We start from the raw sequence: 17381 nt of genomic DNA on the forward strand, positions 1-17381 counted from the left end.
ACGTCCTTCAGGCCGATGCAGGCGGCGATATCGCCAGCCAGCACTTCCTTGATCTCCTCGCGGGAGTTGGCGTGCATCTGGACGATACGGCCGACACGCTCCTTCTTCTCCTTGACGGAGTTGTAGACGCTGTCGCCCGACTTCAGCACGCCCGAGTAGACGCGGATGAAGGTCAGGGTGCCGACGAAGGGATCAGTGGCGATCTTGAAGGCCAGCGCGGCGAAGGGCGCCTTGTCGTCCGCCTCGCGAGTGGCGATGGTGCCATCCTTGTCGTCCAGCTCACCCTCGATGGCCTTGACCTCGGTGGGCGACGGCATATATTCGATGACGCCATCCAGCACGGCCTGGACGCCCTTGTTCTTGAAGGCGGAGCCGCAGGTGACCAGCACGATCTCGTTATCCAGGGTGCGACGACGCAGGCCGGCCTTGATCTCCTCGATGGTGAGCTCACCTTCCTCGAGGTACTTGTCCATCAGCTCTTCGGAGGCTTCGGCAGCCGCCTCAACCATCTCCTCGCGGTACTTCTCCGCCGTCTCCTGGAGATCCGCCGGAATGTCCACGAGCTCATAATTCATGCCGAGGTTGTCCTCATCCCAGACGATCGCTTTCATCTGGATGAGGTCGATGACGCCCTTGAACTCGTCCTCGGTGCCCCAGTTGATCTGAATCGGAACGGCGTTGGCACCCAGCTTCTGCTTGAGCTGGTCGACGACCATGAAGAAGTCGGCACCGGTGCGGTCCATCTTGTTGACGAACACCATGCGCGGCACTTCATACTTGTTGGCCTGGCGCCAGACGGTCTCTGTCTGGGGCTGTACGCCGGACGAACCACACAGCACCACCACGGCACCGTCGAGCACCCGCAGGGAACGCTCCACCTCGATGGTGAAGTCGACGTGCCCCGGGGTGTCGATGATGTTGATGCGGTGCTCGTCGAACTGCTTGTCCATGCCCTGCCAGAAGCAGGTGGTCGCCGCGGAGGTGATAGTGATACCACGCTCCTGCTCCTGCTCCATCCAGTCCATGGTGGCGGCACCGTCATGGACCTCACCGACCTTGTGGGACAGACCAGTGTAGAACAGGACGCGCTCGGTCGTGGTGGTCTTGCCGGCATCGACGTGCGCCACGATGCCTATGTTGCGATAGCGCTTTAGTGGAGTCTTGCGAGCCACGGTGGAACTCCCCTGTGGTTGGCGATGCGTGTATTAGAAGCGGTAGTGAGAGAAGGCCTTATTGGCCTCTGCCATGCGGTGCACATCTTCACGCTTCTTCACCGCGGAGCCCTTGCCATCGGCGGCATCGAGCATCTCGCCAGCGAGGCGCAGCACCATGGTCTTTTCACCACGGCGACGGGCCGCATCGACCAGCCAGCGCATGGCCAACGCATGACGACGCGAGGGACGTACCTCTACGGGCACCTGATAGGTCGCGCCGCCAACGCGGCGAGACTTGACCTCGACCATGGGCTGGATGGCTTCCAGCGCCTTGTCGAAGATCTCCAGCGGCTCTTCCTTGCTACGCTCGGCAACCCTGTCCAGCGCACCATAGACGATACGCTCAGCTACGGACTTCTTGCCGCCGATCATCAGGTGGTTCATGAACTTCGCCAGGCGTTCGCTTCCGAACTTGGGATCCGGCAGGATCTCGCGCTTGGCCGCTACTCTTCTTCTAGGCATGATAAGCCCTCATCAAAGGATCCTTCAGGTAAACCCGAGACTCCTGCCAGCGGCAGCGCTCGACCTTACTCTTATCAGACCGTGGTCAAAATGGGGTGACTGCTGCGTTCCGCGGCCGGTCAGACCTTCGGCCGCTTGGTGCCGTACTTGGAACGGCCCTGCTTACGATTCTGCACGCCGGAGGTGTCCAGGGCGCCACGCACGGTGTGATAGCGCACACCGGGAAGGTCCTTGACGCGACCGCCGCGGATCAGGACCACGGAGTGCTCCTGGAGGTTGTGGCCTTCACCGCCAATGTACGAGGAGACCTCGTAGCCGTTGGTCAGGCGAACACGGCACACCTTACGCAGTGCAGAGTTCGGCTTCTTCGGGGTAGTGGTGTAGACGCGGGTGCAGACGCCGCGCTTCTGCGGACAGGCCTGCAGCGCAGGCACGTCGCTCTTGGCGGCCTGGCGCTTGCGCGGCTTGCGCACGAGCTGATTGATCGTTGCCATGGTGTGTAGCTGACTCCAATGGGTTGCCTTGCCTTCCCAGCGGGTGCGGGCGCACCCACCCCACTGTTAAAGGCTGCGCATTCTAATGGCTGACACGGCGCGTCGTCAAGCACTGCGCCTCCCCGAAGGAGGCGCAGTGCCGAAACGCGGGTGTCAGATCTCGTCGTCGTCCGAGTCCAGGGCAGTGAGCTGGGCGCCCAGCTCCTGCTCGACGTCGTAGGCCGACGGGTGGAGCAGCCGCTCGGCGTCTTCACGCCTGCGGCGGCGCTCCGCGTGATGGGTCAGGCCGGTACCGGCCGGGATCAGGCGCCCCACCACCACGTTCTCCTTCAGGCCTCGCAGGTAGTCGCGCTTGCCGGTGACCGCCGCCTCGGTCAACACCCGCGTGGTCTCCTGGAAGGAGGCCGCGGAGATGAACGACTCGGTGGCCAGGCTGGCCTTGGTGATCCCCAGCAGCAACCGCTGGTACTTCGCCGGGAACTTCTCTTCCTTCGCCAGGCGGGCATTCTGCTCGAGCACACGCGCCAGTTCGGCCTGGTCGCCCGGGATGAAGTCGCTGTCGCCGGCATCGGTAATCTCCACCTTGCGCAGCATCTGACGCACGATCACCTCGATGTGCTTGTCGTTGATGCCCACGCCCTGCAGACGATAGACGTCCTGCACCTCGGTGGTGATGTATTTGGCCAGTTCGGCAATGCCCAGCAGACGCAGGATATCGTGCGGGTTGCTCGGACCGTCCGAGATCACCTCGCCTTTCTCGACCGACTCGCCCTCGAAGACCGCGATCTGGCGCCACTTCGGAATCAGCATCTCGAAGGGATCACCGTCTTCCGGCGTGATGGTGAGGCGCCGCTTGCCCTTGGTCTCCTTGCCGAAGCTGATCACGCCGCTGATCTCGGCGAGGATTGCCGGCTCCTTGGGCTTGCGCGCCTCGAACAGATCGGCGACGCGCGGCAGACCCCCGGTGATGTCCTTGTTGCCGGTGGCTTCTACCGGGATACGGGCCACGACCTCACCGACACCGATGTACGAGCCGTTGTCGACGGTGATGATCGCCTTGCCGGGCAGCGGATACTGCACCGGGGTGTCGGAGCCGGAGGCGGTGACTGGCTCGCCGGCCGCATCGGTCAGCTGGATCATCGGACGCTTGTCGCGACCGGCCATGGGACGCGCCGCCGACTCGATGACCTCGATGGAAGAGAGGCCGGTCATCTCGTCCACGCTGCGGTGCATGGTAACGCCCTCGTCGAGGTCGCTGTACTGCACCTGACCCTCGCCCTCGGCGATGATCGGGTGGGTGTGCGGATCCCACTTGGCCACCGCCTGGCCGGCCTCGACGCTGTCGCCGTCGCGCACGTCCAGCTCGGCCCCGTAGGGCAGCTTGTAGTACTCGCGCTCGCGGCCGTGATCGTCGGCCACGGCCAGGGCACTGGAGCGGGATACCACCACCAGCTTGCCGTCGCTGCGCTCAACGTACTTGATGTTGTGCAGGCGCACCTTGCCGCCGTGCTTGACCTGGACACTGTCCACCGCAGAGGCCCGCGAAGCCGCACCACCGATGTGGAAGGTCCGCATGGTCAGCTGGGTGCCCGGCTCGCCGATCGACTGCGCGGCGATGACGCCCACCGACTCGCCGATGTTGACCTGGTGACCCCGCGCCAGGTCGCGGCCGTAACAGGCCGAGCAGACGCCGTGGGCGGTCTGGCAGGTGATGGTCGAACGCACCACGATCTCGTCGACGCCCATGGTGTCGAGCTCGGCGCACCACTTCTCGTCGAGCAGCGTGCCGCGCGGGATCAACACCTCGTCGCTCGCCGGGTCGATGACGTCCTGGGCAACCACACGACCCAGCACGCGCTGAGCCAGGGAGACGATGATATCACCGCCCTCGATGACCGGGTGCAGGGTCAGGCCGTACTCGGTACCACAATCGGGCTCGGTGATCACCATGTCCTGAGCGACGTCGACCAGTCGACGGGTCAGGTAACCGGAGTTGGCCGTCTTGAGGGCCGTATCCGCCAGGCCCTTACGCGCGCCGTGGGTCGAGATAAAGTACTGGAGAACGTTCAGACCCTCGCGGAAGTTGGCGACGATCGGCGTCTCGATGATCGAGCCATCCGGCTTGGCCATCAGACCCCGCATGCCCGCCAGCTGGCGAATCTGAGCGGCACTACCCCGGGCACCGGAGTCGGCCATGATGAAGACGCTGTTGAAGGAGTCCTGCTCGACCTCCTTGCCCTCGCGATCCACCACGGTCTCCTTGGAGATCCCGGTCATCATCGCCTTGGCCACCTGGTCGTTTGCCCGGGCCCAGATGTCGATGACCTTGTTGTACTTCTCACCGGCGGTAACGAGGCCAGAGGAGAACTGGTCCTCGATCTCCTTCACCTCGTCCTCCGCACCCTCGACGATCTCGGCCTTGGCGTCCGGGATGACGAAGTCGTTGACGCCGATGGAAGCGCCGGACCAGGTCGCCAGGCGGAAGCCGGTGTACATCAGCTGGTCGGCGAAGATCACCGTCGGCTTGAGGCCGGCGCGGCGATAGACCTCGTTGATCAGCGCCGAGATGGCCTTCTTCTTCATCGGCTGGTCGACCAGATCGAAAGGCACGCCCTCGGGCAGAATGCGGAACAGCAGCGCACGACCCACGGTGGTGTCATAGATCCGGCGATGATGGCTCTTCTCGCCGGTCTCCTCGTCGATGTCCATCTCGTCGAGTCGCACCTTGACGCGGGCATGCATCGACACGCACTGGGTGCCGTAGGCACGCTCCACCTCGTCGAGGCCGGAGAACACCATGCCCTCGCCCTTGTCGTTGATGCGCTCGCGAGTCATGTAGTAGAGACCCAGCACCACGTCCTGGGAGGGGACGATGATCGGCTCACCGTTGGCTGGTGACAGCACGTTGTTGGTGGCCATCATCAGCGCCCGCGCCTCGAGCTGGGCTTCCAGCGTCAGCGGCACGTGGACCGCCATCTGGTCACCGTCGAAGTCGGCGTTGTAGGCGGCACATACCAACGGGTGCAGCTGGATCGCCTTGCCCTCGATCAGCAGCGGCTCGAAGGCCTGTATGCCGAGGCGGTGCAGGGTCGGGGCGCGGTTGAGCAGCACCGGGTGCTCACGGATGACGTCGGCGAGGATGTCCCACACCTCCGCCGTCTCGCGCTCGACCATCTTCTTGGCCGCCTTGATGGTGGAAGCATAACCCAGCGACTGCAGCTTGGAGTAGATGAACGGCTTGAACAGCTCCAGCGCCATCTTCTTCGGCAGGCCACACTGGTGCAGGCGCAGGGTCGGGCCGACGGTGATGACCGAGCGGCCGGAGTAGTCCACGCGCTTACCCAGCAGGTTCTGACGGAAGCGGCCCTGCTTGCCCTTGATCATGTCGGCGAGCGACTTCAGCGGGCGCTTGTTGGAGCCGGTGATGGCCCGGCCGCGACGACCGTTGTCGAGCAGCGCGTCCACCGACTCCTGCAGCATGCGCTTCTCGTTGCGCACGATGATGTCCGGCGCGTTGAGATCGAGCAGGCGCTTGAGGCGGTTGTTGCGGTTGATCACGCGACGGTACAGATCGTTGAGATCCGAGGTCGCGAAACGGCCGCCATCCAGGGGCACCAGCGGACGCAGGTCCGGCGGCAGCACCGGCAGCACCTCCATGACCATCCACGCCGGGTCATTGCCCGAGCCCTGGAAGGCCTCGAGCAGCTTGAGCCGCTTGGAGAGCTTCTTGATCTTGGTCTCGGAGTTGGTCTGCGGGATCTCCTCGCGCAGGCGACCGATCTCCTCGTCGAGGTCGATGTCCTTGAGCAGCGCCTGGACGGCCTCGGCCCCCATGCGGGCATCGAAGTCGTCACCGAACTCTTCGAGGGCCTCGAAGTACTGCTCGTCGTTGAGCAGCTGGCCGCGCTCGAGGGTGGTCATGCCCGGATCGATGACCATGAAGCTCTCGAAGTAGAGCACGCGCTCGATATCGCGCAGGGTCATGTCCAGGAACATGCCGATGCGTGACGGCAGGGACTTGAGGAACCAGATGTGGGCGACCGGCGAGGCCAGCTCGATGTGCCCCATGCGCTCGCGACGCACGGCTGCCTTGGTCACCTCGACACCGCACTTCTCGCAGATGATGCCACGATGCTTCATGCGCTTGTACTTGCCGCACAGACACTCGTAGTCCTTTACCGGACCGAAGATCTTGGCACAGAACAGGCCGTCACGCTCCGGCTTGAAGGTGCGGTAGTTGATGGTCTCCGGCTTCTTCACCTCGCCGAACGACCAGGAGCGGATCAGCGCTGGCGAGGCCAACGTGATCTTGATCGCATCGAACTCTTCGGACTGAGACTGCGATTTGAGGACTTTCACCAAATCTTTCATGGGGTCGGCTCCGTTGCGGAGTTGTCATGGGCGGGGGCGTTGCCGCCCCCGCGGACCGTCATTCTGTGAAGCGCAGGCGATGCAGCCTCAGCTTTCCAGTTCGATATCGATGCCCAGCGAGCGGATTTCCTTCACCAGCACGTTGAAGGATTCCGGCATGCCCGCCTGCATGACGTGGTCGCCGTCCACGATGCTCTTGTACATCTTGGTACGCCCTTCCACGTCGTCAGACTTGACAGTGAGCATCTCCTGGAGCGTGTAGGCCGCGCCATAGGCTTCCAGTGCCCAGACCTCCATCTCGCCGAAACGCTGACCACCGAACTGCGCCTTGCCGCCCAGCGGCTGCTGGGTGACCAGGGAGTAGGAGCCAGTGGAGCGGGCATGCATCTTGTCATCCACCAGGTGGTTGAGCTTGAGCATGTACATGTAGCCCACGGTCACCGACCGATCGAAGGCATCGCCGGTACGGCCGTCGTAGAGGGTCATCTGGCCCGAATCCGGCAGGTCGGCCAGACGCAGAAGATGCTTGATCTCGTGCTCCTGGGCACCGTCGAACACCGGCGTGGACATCGGTACGCCGCCCTTGAGGTTTTTCGCCAGGGCGATGACCTCCTCATCGGAGAGCGAGTCGATATCCTCGACACGCGTCCCCTGAGTGGTGTTGTAGACCTGGCCCAGGAAGTCGCGGATCTCGGCCACCTGCTGGTCGCGGGCGTCGCGCAGCAGCCCCTCGATCTTGACCCCGAGGCCGCGGGCCGCCATGCCCAGGTGGGTCTCGAGAATCTGGCCCACGTTCATCCGCGAGGGCACGCCCAGCGGGTTGAGCACCACGTCGATAGGCTCACCCTGGTCGTCGAAGGGCATGTCCTCGACCGGCATGATCGCCGAGATGACACCCTTGTTGCCGTGGCGGCCGGCCATCTTGTCGCCTGGCTGCAGGCGGCGCTTGATCGCCAGGTAGACCTTGACGATCTTCAGCACGCCGGGCGCCAGGTCGTCGCCCTGGGTGAGCTTGCGCTTCTTGTCCTCGAAGCGTTCGTCCATCTCCTTGCGACGATTCTCCAACTGCTCGTCGGCCTGAGCCAGCAGCTCATTGAACGCCTCGTCCTGCAGGCGCAGCTTGAACCACTGCTGACGCGGCAACTCTTCCAGGTAGCTGTCGGAAAGCACATCGCCCTTGTTCAGCTTGGGGCCGCCGTTGACGACCTGGCCGGAGAGGGTGCGCTTGAGACGCTCGAAGGTGGCATCCTCGGCGATGCGGTATGTCTCCTGGAGGTTCTTGCGCACCTCGTCGAGCTGCATCTGCTCGATGGAGAGCGCCCGGGAGTCCTTCTCCACGCCGTCGCGGGTAAAGACCTGAACGTCGATGATGGTCCCGGTCATGCCGGTGGGAGCGCGCAAGGAGGTGTCCTTCACGTCGGACGCCTTCTCGCCGAAGATGGCGCGCAGCAGCTTCTCTTCCGGCGTCAGCTGGGTTTCGCCCTTGGGCGTCACCTTGCCCACCAGTATGTCCCCGGCGCCGACCTCGGCACCGATATAGACCACCCCGGCCTCGTCCAGCTTGCCCAGCGCCGATTCGCCGACGTTGGGAATATCGGAGGTGATCTCCTCCGGCCCCAGCTTGGTGTCGCGGGAGACGCAGGTCAGCTCCTGGATATGGATGGTGGTGAAGCGATCTTCCTGGACCGACCGCTCGGAGAGCAGGATGGAGTCCTCGAAGTTGTAGCCGTTCCACGGCATGAAGGCGATGCGCATGTTCTGACCCAGCGCCAGGTCGCCCATGTCCACGGAGGGACCATCCGCCAGGATATCACCACGCGCCACGGTGTCGCCGGGGCGCACGATGGGCCGCTGGTTCATGCAGGTGTTCTGGTTCGAGCGCAGATACTTGGTGAGGTTGTAGATATCAACGCCGGCCTCGCCGCCGATGATCTCGTCCTCGTTGATGCGCACCACGATGCGCCGCGCATCCACGGAGTCGATCACCCCGCCGCGACGCGCTACCTCGCAGACGCCGGAGTCACGCGCCACGAAACGCTCCATACCGGTACCCACCAGCGGCTTGTCGGCGCGCAGGGTCGGCACGGCCTGACGCTGCATGTTCGCCCCCATCAGGGCGCGGTTGGCGTCATCGTGTTCGAGGAACGGAATCAGCGCCGCGGCCACGGAGACCACCTGGCGCGGCGAGACGTCCATCAAGGTGACCTGCTCGGGACGCATGAAGGTGGTTTCGCCGCGATGGCGCACCTGCACCAGGTCGTCGACCAACTTGCCCGATTCATCCACGGTGGCGGAGGCCTGGGCGATGACGAAGTCACCCTCCTCGATGGCCGAAAGGTGGACCACATCGTCTGTCACCTGGGCGTCCGCGACCTTGCGATACGGCGTCTCCAGGAAACCGTAGCTGTTGGTGTGGCTATAGGTGGCCAGGGAGTTGATCAGGCCGATGTTCGGGCCTTCCGGCGTCTCGATCGGGCACAAGCGACCGTAGTGAGTGGCATGAACGTCACGAACCTCGAAGCCGGCCCGTTCCCGGGTCAGGCCGCCCGGGCCGAGCGCGGAGACGCGGCGCTTGTGGGTGACCTCGGAGAGCGGATTGTTCTGATCCATGAACTGGGAGAGCTGGCTGGAGCCGAAGAACTCCTTGACCGCTGCCGCCACGGGCTTGGCATTGATCAGGTCCTGGGGCATCAGGCCTTCGCTCTCTGCCATGGAGAGACGTTCCTTGACCGCACGCTCGACGCGCACCAGCCCCACGCGGAACTGGTTCTCGGCCATCTCGCCGACGCAGCGGATGCGACGGTTGCCCAGGTGGTCGATGTCATCGACGTCACCGAAGCCGTTGCGGATCGCAATCATCTCGCGCAGCACATCGAGGATGTCCTGCTGATCGAGAACGCCAGACCCGGTATCGCTGTCGCGGCGCAGGCGGCGGTTGAACTTCATGCGACCGACGCCCGACAGGTCGTAGCGGTCCTCGCTGAAGAACAGATTGTTGAACAACGTCTCGGCAGCCTCCTTGGTGGGCGGCTCGCCAGGACGCATCATGCGGTAGATCTCGACCAGCGCCTCGAGCCGGGACCCGGTGGTGTCCAGCTTGAGGGTATCGGAGATAAAGGGACCACAGTCGAGGTCGTTGGTATAGAGCGTCTCGAGAGTGGTGATGCCCGCCTGGCCGATCTTCTCCAGCAGCTCGGGGGTGATCTCGGTATTGCAGGGGCAGATCAGCTCGCCGGTGTTGGGGTCGACCTGATCCTTGGCCAGGGTCTTGCCGAACAGGTAGTCCATCGGCACGTCGAGGCGCTCGAGACCCGTCTTTTCCAGCTGGCGGATGTGCTTCTGGGTGATCCGGCGGCCTTCCTCGACGATGACGTTGCCGTCGCTGTCCTTGATGTCAAAGGTGGCCGTCTCACCGCGCAGGCGCGAGGGCACCAGCTCCACGGAGAAGCCGGACTTCTCGATATGGAAGGTGCTGAGCTCGAAGAACTCGTCGAGGATCTCCTCGGCGCTCATGCCCAGGGCGCGCAGCAGCACCGTGGCCGGTAGCTTGCGGCGGCGGTCGATGCGCACGAAGACGCTGTCCTTGGGATCGAACTCGAAGTCGAGCCAGGAACCGCGGTAGGGGATCACCCGGGCAGAATAGAGAAGCTTGCCGGAGGAGTGGCTCTTGCCCTTGTCATGGTCGAAAAACACGCCGGGCGAACGGTGCAGCTGGGAGACGATGACGCGCTCGGTACCATTGATGACGAAGGTACCGTTCTCGGTCATCAGGGGGATCTCCCCCATATAGACTTCCTGCTCCTTGATGTCCTTGATCGCCTTGTTCGACGAGTCCTTGTCATAGATGATCAGGCGAACCTTGACGCGCAGGGGGGCCGAATAGGTGACGCCACGCAGTTGGCACTCCTTGACATCAAAGGCCGGAGTGCCGAAACGGTAGCTGACATACTCCAGGGCAGCGTTGCCGGAGAAGCTCGCAATCGGGAAGACCGACTTGAAGGCGGCATGCAGGCCGATTTCCAGGCGTTCTTCGGGTGAGCGATCCTGCTGGAGAAACTCGTAGTAGGAATCAAGCTGGATGGCCAGCAGGTAGGGCACATCCATCACTTGGGGCAGTTTGCCGAAATCCTTGCGGATGCGTTTTTTCTCAGTGTATGAGTAAGCCATCTGTATTCCCCAGCTTGTTCACCATGGGTGACCGATGCGTGTCGGCGTCACCCGACGGATAAGGCTCCGTCAGGCGCTGACGGCAAGCCTCCACCAGGAGGCTCGCCGTCGGAGTTCGGCTAGCGGTGGCCCGAGGGCACCGGCTAGTGACAACAGAAAAAGGCCGGCAGCGGGTGTCCCGCCACCAGCCGTGGAAGCTTACGCAGCGCGTGAAGCCATGGGCACAAGGGTTACTTGAGCTCCACGCTCGCGCCGGCGTCTTCCAGCTTCTTCTTTGCCTCTTCGGCGTCGTCCTTGGACATGCCTTCCTTGATGGTCGCCGGCGCGCCGTCGACGGCACCCTTGGCTTCCTTGAGGCCCAGGCCGGTGATCTCGCGGACCGCCTTGATCACGTTAACCTTCTTGTCGCCGGCGCCAGTCAGCACGACGTCGAACTCGGTCTGCTCTTCCTCGGCAGCGGCTTCACCGCCACCCGGGCCAGCCACGACGGCAGCGGCGGCAGAGACACCGAACTTCTCTTCCATGGCCTCGATCAGCTCGGCCACTTCCATGACGGACATGTCGGCGACGGCGTTGATGATGTCTTCTTTGGTCAGTGCCATTGTCTAGATTCCTAACTTTGCGGGAGCCTCGGCATCGCGATGGCTCGGGGATTCAATGTTCGATTCAGGCTGAGCGCAAGAGTTCGCCGATCAGGCGGCCTCTTCCTGCTTCTGGTCACGCAGCGCCGCGAGGGTACGGACCAGCTTGCCGGCGGACGCTTCCTTCATGACGGACATCAGCTTGGCGATCGCCTCATCGTAGGTCGGCAGACTAGCCAGACGGTCGATGTCGCTTGCCGGGATCAGCTCGCCTTCGTAGGCCAGCGCCTTGACCTCAAACTCCTTCTGACCCTTGGCGAACTCCTTGAACAGACGGGCGGCAGCGCCCGGGTGCTCGTAGGAGAAGGCCAGCATGGTCGGACCGGAGAAGGTCTCATCCAGAATCTCCCAGGGAGTTCCGGACAGGGCGCGGCGTGCCAGGGTGTTGCGGACAACACGGATCTGCACGCCACTCTCGCGGGCCTGCTTGCGCAGGTCGGTCATCGCGCTGACTGCGACGCCACGAGAGTCGGCAACTACGACGGAGAGCGCATCCTTGGCCGCTTCACTGACCTCGGCAACGATTGCCTTCTTGCCTTCAAGTGCTAGTGGCACAGTGATCACTCCTTCGTGCCGGAACCTCGCGAGAGTGTTCCGGTGGTTACCATCTCTCCCGACCGGAGGTCGGGAGTCCTGGGTGATGGTGCTCACCAGATAGCTGGCGGCCACACCATCTGCGCAGGCCTTCCCGGAGGAAGATTAAGCCGCTCTCGCAAGAGGCACGGCACCTGCGGTCTTTGACGATGCCCCGCCGGCGAGGACAGCCCGGCACGGGGACCGCAAAGTTCCTGCAATCGTCTCGATCACCGCCCGATCAGACCAAGGCGGAATGATCGATGGTCAGCCCCGGACCCATGGTGGTGGACAGGGTGACCTTCTTGAAATAAATACCCTTGGACGTGCTCGGCTTGAGCTTCTTCAGATCGGCGACCAGCGCCTCCAGGTTGCCCTGGATAGCAGACGCATCGAAGTCGACCTTGCCCAACGTGGTGTGGATGATGCCGTTCTTGTCGGTACGGAAGCGCACTTGGCCGGCCTTGGCATTCTTGACGGCAGTGGCCACATCCGGCGTCACGGTGCCGACCTTGGGGTTCGGCATCAGGCCACGCGGACCGAGGATCTGGCCCAGCTGGCCGACGACACGCATGGCATCCGGCGAGGCGATCACCACGTCGAAGTCCAGCTGCCCTTTCTTGACCTGCTCGGCCAGGTCGTCCATGCCGACGATATCGGCACCGGCTTCCTTGGCGGCATCAACGTTGGCACCCTGGGTGAAGACTGCGACACGCACGTCCTTGCCGGTACCGTTGGGCATGACGGTAGCGCCACGCACGACCTGGTCGGACTTCCGCGGGTCAACGCCCAGGTTGACGGCAACGTCCAGGGATTCCTTGAAGTTGACGGTGGACAGCTCGGAGAGCAGGGCCACGGCCTCGTCGAGGGAGTAGGTCCGGTTGGCGTCGACCTTCTCGCGAATCTGCTGTGCGCGCTTGGTAAGCTTGGCCATGATCAGAGACCCTCCACGTTCAGGCCCATGCTGCGGGCACTACCGGCAATGGTACGTACCGCGGCGTCGAGATCGGCAGCCGTCAGATCAGGCTCCTTGGTCTTGGCAATCTCTTCAAGCTGCTCGCGGTTCACGGTCCCGACCTTGGTCGTGTTCGGCTCGCCGGAACCGGACTTGATGCCGGCTGCCTTCTTCAGCAGGACCGCCGCGGGCGGGGTCTTGGTGATGAAGGTGAAGCTGCGGTCAGAGTAGACGGTGATGACCACCGGCGTCGGCAGGCCCGGCTCAATCTCCTGGGTCGCTGCGTTGAACGTCTTGCAGAACTCCATGATATTGACACCGTGCTGACCCAGCGCGGGGCCCACGGGGGGACTCGGATTGGCCTTGCCAGCTGCCACCTGCAGCTTGATATAAGCCTGTACTTTCTTGGCCATGTTGGACTCCAGTTGGGTAGTAGCGCCTCGGAAAGCACTGCACAAATGTCTGCGCGGGTGAATCGCTGCGTTACGCGCTGCTCGACATCCTCACCTAGTACTGCATAGGCTCCGGTGTCTGCGCTGCGGGTGCCTTGCGCTTCATCCTGCTCGTCAATTTGTTCAGCACTCCCCTTGCGGCTCCCCGGGTTATACAGCCACCCGCAGGCAGCTGCCACGAAACAGAAAGGGCCGGAAGGTTATTATTCCTTCTCGACCTGTGCAAACTCCAGCTCGACGGGCGTGGAGCGGCCAAAGATCAGCACGCTGACCTGCACTCGGCTCTTGTCATAATTGACCTCTTCGACGACGCCATTGAAGTCAGCGAAGGGGCCATCGATGACGCGCACCGACTGACCCGGCTCGAACAGCGTCTTGGGCTTCGGCTTGTCGGTGCCATCCTTCACTCGACTGAGGATGGCATCAGCTTCCTTGCGGGAAATGGGGGCCGGCTTCTCCTTGGTGCCACCGATGAAACCCATGACGCGCGGGGTTTCGTTGACCAAGTGCCAGGTCTCGTCATCCATCTCCATCTCGACAAGCACGTAGCCGGGATAGAACTTGCGCTCACTCTTGCGACGCTTGCCGTCACGCACTTCGACGACCTCTTCGGTTGGCACCAGGATCTCGCCGAAGCGATCTTCCATGCCATACATCTTCACGCGCTCGATAAGCGAGCGCATGACATGCTTCTCGAAGCCGGAATAGGCGTGGACGACATACCAACGCTTGGACATGAAAACTCCTAACCGATGACGCCGGACATCGCCCAGCCAAGAAGGGTGTCGATCAGCCAGAGCATTAGCCCGACCACCAGCACGGCGACCAGCACGATGACGGTGGTCTGCACGGTCTCGGGGCGAGTCGGCCAGACGACGCGCTGGATTTCCTTCTTCGCACTCCTGGCGAGCTCGACCAGATCACGACCCTTGGTCGTGGTCAGCGCCACCAGCGCCGCCGCCACACTGAGCACGACGACACCGAGCACACGATAGAGGAGCGCCTGGTCGGCGAAGTAGGTGTTGCCGACCACGGCAAGAACCAGCAGAGTGACGACAACCGCCCACTTGAGCCCGTCGTGGCGCGACTCCTGCACCTCGGCGTTATGCTTCATGAAAACGAGACTCCTCAGGGCGCGGCAATCGAAACATGAAAGTATATGACATACTGCCAGCCTGGGGAAGACTGGCAGGCCAGGAGGGAATCGAACCCCCAACCTGCGGTTTTGGAGACCGCTGCTCTGCCAATTGAGCTACTGGCCTGTATCTGCTTCCGCGACCACCCTTTGCAGGTGGCCTTTACGACAGCGGGCGCCATGATAGCGAAAGCTACTCTCCCTAGCAACCCTTTCTCCGCACGAGACCATCACGAGGGAGAAAAAGAAAAGACGAGCCGCGGCTCGTCTTTTCGACATGGAGCTCATGGACGGATTTGAACCGTCGACCTCACCCTTACCAAGGGTGTGCTCTACCCCTGAGCTACATGAGCGCAACCTTGTGGCATCAGGCACTGATACCTGGAGCGGGCAGCGGGGATCGAACCCGCATCATCAGCTTGGAAGGCTGAGGTTCTACCATTGAACTATGCCCGCCGACCCACTCTTGCTTGCCATCACTCGACGCATCGGGTGCGGCTGAACCTGGTGGAGGGGGAAGGATTCGAACCTTCGAAGCTTTCGCGGCAGATTTACAGTCTGCTCCCTTTGGCCACTCGGGAACCCCTCCAACTGGCGATACATTCTACCGCCTTTGCTTCCGGTGTCAAGTGACTGTTTTCTTTGCCTCTTGATCCCGCGCGTCTGTCTTGTCGACCGCGCTTGTCCGGAACGCGGCGCATTGTGTCAAAGCAACATCGAGAATGCAAGCGCCGCGCGTATCTTTTCCAGCGTCACCGGTGCGGGCACCCTCGGCGCCCCGGACATACGCCCCGCCCGCTCGGCTGCGGTCAAGGGGTAGCAGGCCTCCAGCCCGCCATAGACCATGTCCGGCCAGACCGCATGGGGCACCTGGATGCCCCGCGACACCACCCGAGCATCGCCGCCGGTCAGCAGCATCGGCAGCGCCACTCCCTGCTGGTCACATACCTCGCTGTAGATGCGATTGACGGCACTCACTGCCGCCATGTAGATGCCATGGTTGACTGCCTCGACGGTACGCCTGCCGGGCTCCAGCAGCTCCTCTGCCTCGCTGTCCGGGTCGATGGCCACATTGCGGGTGCCGAGCTTCAGGCTCTCCTTCATCAGCCGAAGTCCGGGCAGTATGTAGCCACCCAAATGGCGTCCGCCGGGAAGCACGAAATCTACCGTAATGGCGCTGCCGCAGTCTACCGCGCAGCAGCCGCCGGCCAGCTGATAGCCCGCCAAGGCACCCATCCAGCGATCGACCCCCAGCCGACCGGGCTCCTCGTAGCCATTGGTAACTCCCATCGCCTCGGCGGTCGAGCGCGCCACATGGACGGTGCCGACTCGGCGGCGCAACAGCCCTACCGTTTCCTCCAGCACGGTCTTGCGCGCCACGCTGGAGATACGCACCGCCTCGACCACGTCGAGGTCCGGGATATCCGCCCCCGGGCGCCACTCCTCACGCGTCCAGACCGCTCCGCGGGATCGGATCTCGCTGCTGTCGGCGTCCTTGAGTCGCCACTTGGACAGGGTATTGCCGATATCGAGGTCCAGGATCATGCGCGTCCCCGCACGCTGATTTCGCCGCCGGAAAGCCGCACCGGCCTTCCCGCCTGCTGCACCCAGAGGTTACCGGCCTCGTCCACCTCCCCGGCGACCGCTGACTCACGCTCGCCTCGCTGCAGGACCTCCACCTCGCAGCCGTCGAACGCATGTCGGGCGTTCCAGTCGTCACGCCAGGCAGCAAAACCCTGCTGCTCGAATCCCGCCAGAAGGGGCAGCAACTCATCCAGCAGCTCGCTGGCCAGGGCATTGCGCGAGAGGCTCGGGGCCTGGTCATGGACCGCCGCGACGGCTTGGCCGATGCCCTCGCGAAACGCCGCCGGCAGGTCGACGTTGATGCCCATGCCCACCACTACCTCGCAGGGACCCGCGGCATCACCGCTGACCTCCACCAGGATGCCCGCCAGCTTGCCGAGCCTTCCTTCATCACCCTCCAGCAACACATCATTGGGCCACTTGAGGCGAGGTCGGACACCATGGCGCTCGAGCACCCTGGCGAGGGCGACCCCCAGGGCCAGGCTCATGCCTTCAAGGGACGCCACCCCTGCCTCGACTCGCCAGCCGATCGAGAGCATCAGGGTGCGTCCCCAGGGAGTCACCCAGAGGCGACCACGACGCCCGCGCCCCTCGCTCTGCTGTTCAACCAGGCAGACTTCACCATGCCCAGCTCCCTGGGAGAAGCGCTCCTGAAGAAAGGCGTTGCTGGAGGGCAGGCTCTCCTCGACGAACAGACGCGTCAGGTGGAGGCGTGCCTCTCGCGAGAGGCCAGCCACAATGGTGCTGCCATCCAGCAATTCCAGGCGCTCGACCAGGCGATATCCCTGGCCCTTGACCGCTTCCATGGGAATACCCAGGGACTCCAGCTTGCGCAACTGCTTCCACACTGCTGCCCGCGACACACCCAGCCGTTCACCCAGCTGCTCGCCGGAGTGGAACTCGCCATCGCTCAACAGGCGGATCAGGTCACCGATGGTCATGCTCATGCCCCTGACGGGAAATGTCACATTCTAGCGGATGCAGCAAGCCCCCGGGAACTGAACTGCACCCCGAAAGTCCTACCGCCGAACGAAAGAACCTCCAGACTCATTGAAGCTGGGGATTCTGAAATGAAAAAACCCCGTGCTCTTGCGAACACGGGGGTTTCTCGGGATAGGTGCCTGACGATGATCGCGCCGGGCTTCCGGGGGGCGGCGCTCCGCGACGCTTCATGGGGAGGCCCCCGGAACGACGAAACCCCGACCAATGGCCGGGGTTTCTGAATGAGTGCCTGACGATGACTGCGCCGGGCTTCCGGGGGGCGGCGCTCCGCTACTCTCCAGGGGAAGGCCCTGACATCACGTCCGTTTGGCTGACGCACATGAAAAGACCC

Annotated in this window: 13 protein-coding genes and 4 tRNA genes; all 17 read right to left on the reverse strand. The window is 63.3% G+C overall.

Going from position 1 to position 17381, the window contains the following annotated elements:
• Positions 1-1172: GTP-binding protein (locus RI841_RS01675; RefSeq protein WP_310703805.1), on the reverse strand; the 1172-nt coding region annotated here is incomplete at its 3' end.
• A gap of 33 nt (positions 1173-1205) precedes the next feature.
• Positions 1206-1676: a 30S ribosomal protein S7 gene (rpsG, locus tag RI841_RS01680; protein ID WP_310703792.1), complete on the reverse strand. Its 471-nt coding sequence runs from the start codon at positions 1674-1676 to the stop codon at positions 1206-1208.
• A 119-nt stretch (positions 1677-1795) separates the two neighbouring features.
• On the reverse strand, positions 1796-2170 hold the full coding sequence (gene rpsL / locus RI841_RS01685; RefSeq protein WP_071943783.1) for a 30S ribosomal protein S12: 375 nt from the start codon (positions 2168-2170) through the stop codon (positions 1796-1798).
• 153 nt (positions 2171-2323) lie between these two features.
• Positions 2324-6541, reverse strand: a complete 4218-nt coding sequence (gene rpoC, locus RI841_RS01690; RefSeq protein WP_310703793.1) for a DNA-directed RNA polymerase subunit beta' — start codon at positions 6539-6541, stop codon at positions 2324-2326.
• An 87-nt stretch (positions 6542-6628) separates the two neighbouring features.
• A complete protein-coding gene (gene rpoB / locus RI841_RS01695) occupies positions 6629-10708 on the reverse strand; it encodes a DNA-directed RNA polymerase subunit beta (RefSeq protein WP_310703794.1) in 4080 nt (1359 codons plus the stop codon).
• A gap of 230 nt (positions 10709-10938) precedes the next feature.
• Positions 10939-11310, reverse strand: a complete 372-nt coding sequence (gene rplL, locus RI841_RS01700; protein WP_310703795.1) for a 50S ribosomal protein L7/L12 — start codon at positions 11308-11310, stop codon at positions 10939-10941.
• Between the two features lie 90 nt (positions 11311-11400).
• A complete protein-coding gene (gene rplJ, locus RI841_RS01705) occupies positions 11401-11904 on the reverse strand; it encodes a 50S ribosomal protein L10 (RefSeq protein ID WP_310703796.1) in 504 nt (167 codons plus the stop codon).
• A 259-nt stretch (positions 11905-12163) separates the two neighbouring features.
• Positions 12164-12856, reverse strand: a complete 693-nt coding sequence (gene rplA, locus RI841_RS01710; protein WP_310703797.1) for a 50S ribosomal protein L1 — start codon at positions 12854-12856, stop codon at positions 12164-12166.
• A 2-nt stretch (positions 12857-12858) separates the two neighbouring features.
• Positions 12859-13290, reverse strand: a complete 432-nt coding sequence (rplK, locus tag RI841_RS01715; protein WP_310703798.1) for a 50S ribosomal protein L11 — start codon at positions 13288-13290, stop codon at positions 12859-12861.
• Between the two features lie 242 nt (positions 13291-13532).
• A complete protein-coding gene (gene nusG / locus RI841_RS01720) occupies positions 13533-14066 on the reverse strand; it encodes a transcription termination/antitermination protein NusG (protein WP_310703799.1) in 534 nt (177 codons plus the stop codon).
• An 8-nt stretch (positions 14067-14074) separates the two neighbouring features.
• Entirely contained in the window at positions 14075-14443 is a 369-nt protein-coding gene (gene secE, locus RI841_RS01725) for a preprotein translocase subunit SecE (protein WP_310703801.1), read from the reverse strand.
• Positions 14444-14515: 72 nt separating this feature from the next.
• Positions 14516-14591, reverse strand: a tRNA-Trp gene (locus RI841_RS01730).
• A 151-nt stretch (positions 14592-14742) separates the two neighbouring features.
• Positions 14743-14817: transfer RNA gene (locus RI841_RS01735), tRNA-Thr, on the reverse strand.
• 29 nt (positions 14818-14846) lie between these two features.
• Positions 14847-14920 (reverse strand) — tRNA-Gly (locus RI841_RS01740).
• A 49-nt stretch (positions 14921-14969) separates the two neighbouring features.
• A tRNA-Tyr gene (locus RI841_RS01745) sits at positions 14970-15053 on the reverse strand.
• A gap of 116 nt (positions 15054-15169) precedes the next feature.
• Complete coding sequence (locus RI841_RS01750) at positions 15170-16009, reverse strand: type III pantothenate kinase (RefSeq protein ID WP_310703803.1); 840 nt, start codon at positions 16007-16009, stop codon at positions 15170-15172.
• Positions 16006-16989, reverse strand: a complete 984-nt coding sequence (locus RI841_RS01755) for a biotin--[acetyl-CoA-carboxylase] ligase (protein ID WP_310703804.1) — start codon at positions 16987-16989, stop codon at positions 16006-16008. Before RI841_RS01755 ends, RI841_RS01750 begins: the two co-directional genes overlap by 4 nt.
• Positions 16990-17381 lie beyond the last annotated feature (392 nt).

The organism is Halomonas sp. (assembly GCF_031581305.1).
In the GTDB taxonomy this organism is placed as follows: Bacteria; Pseudomonadota; Gammaproteobacteria; order Pseudomonadales; family Halomonadaceae; genus Halomonas.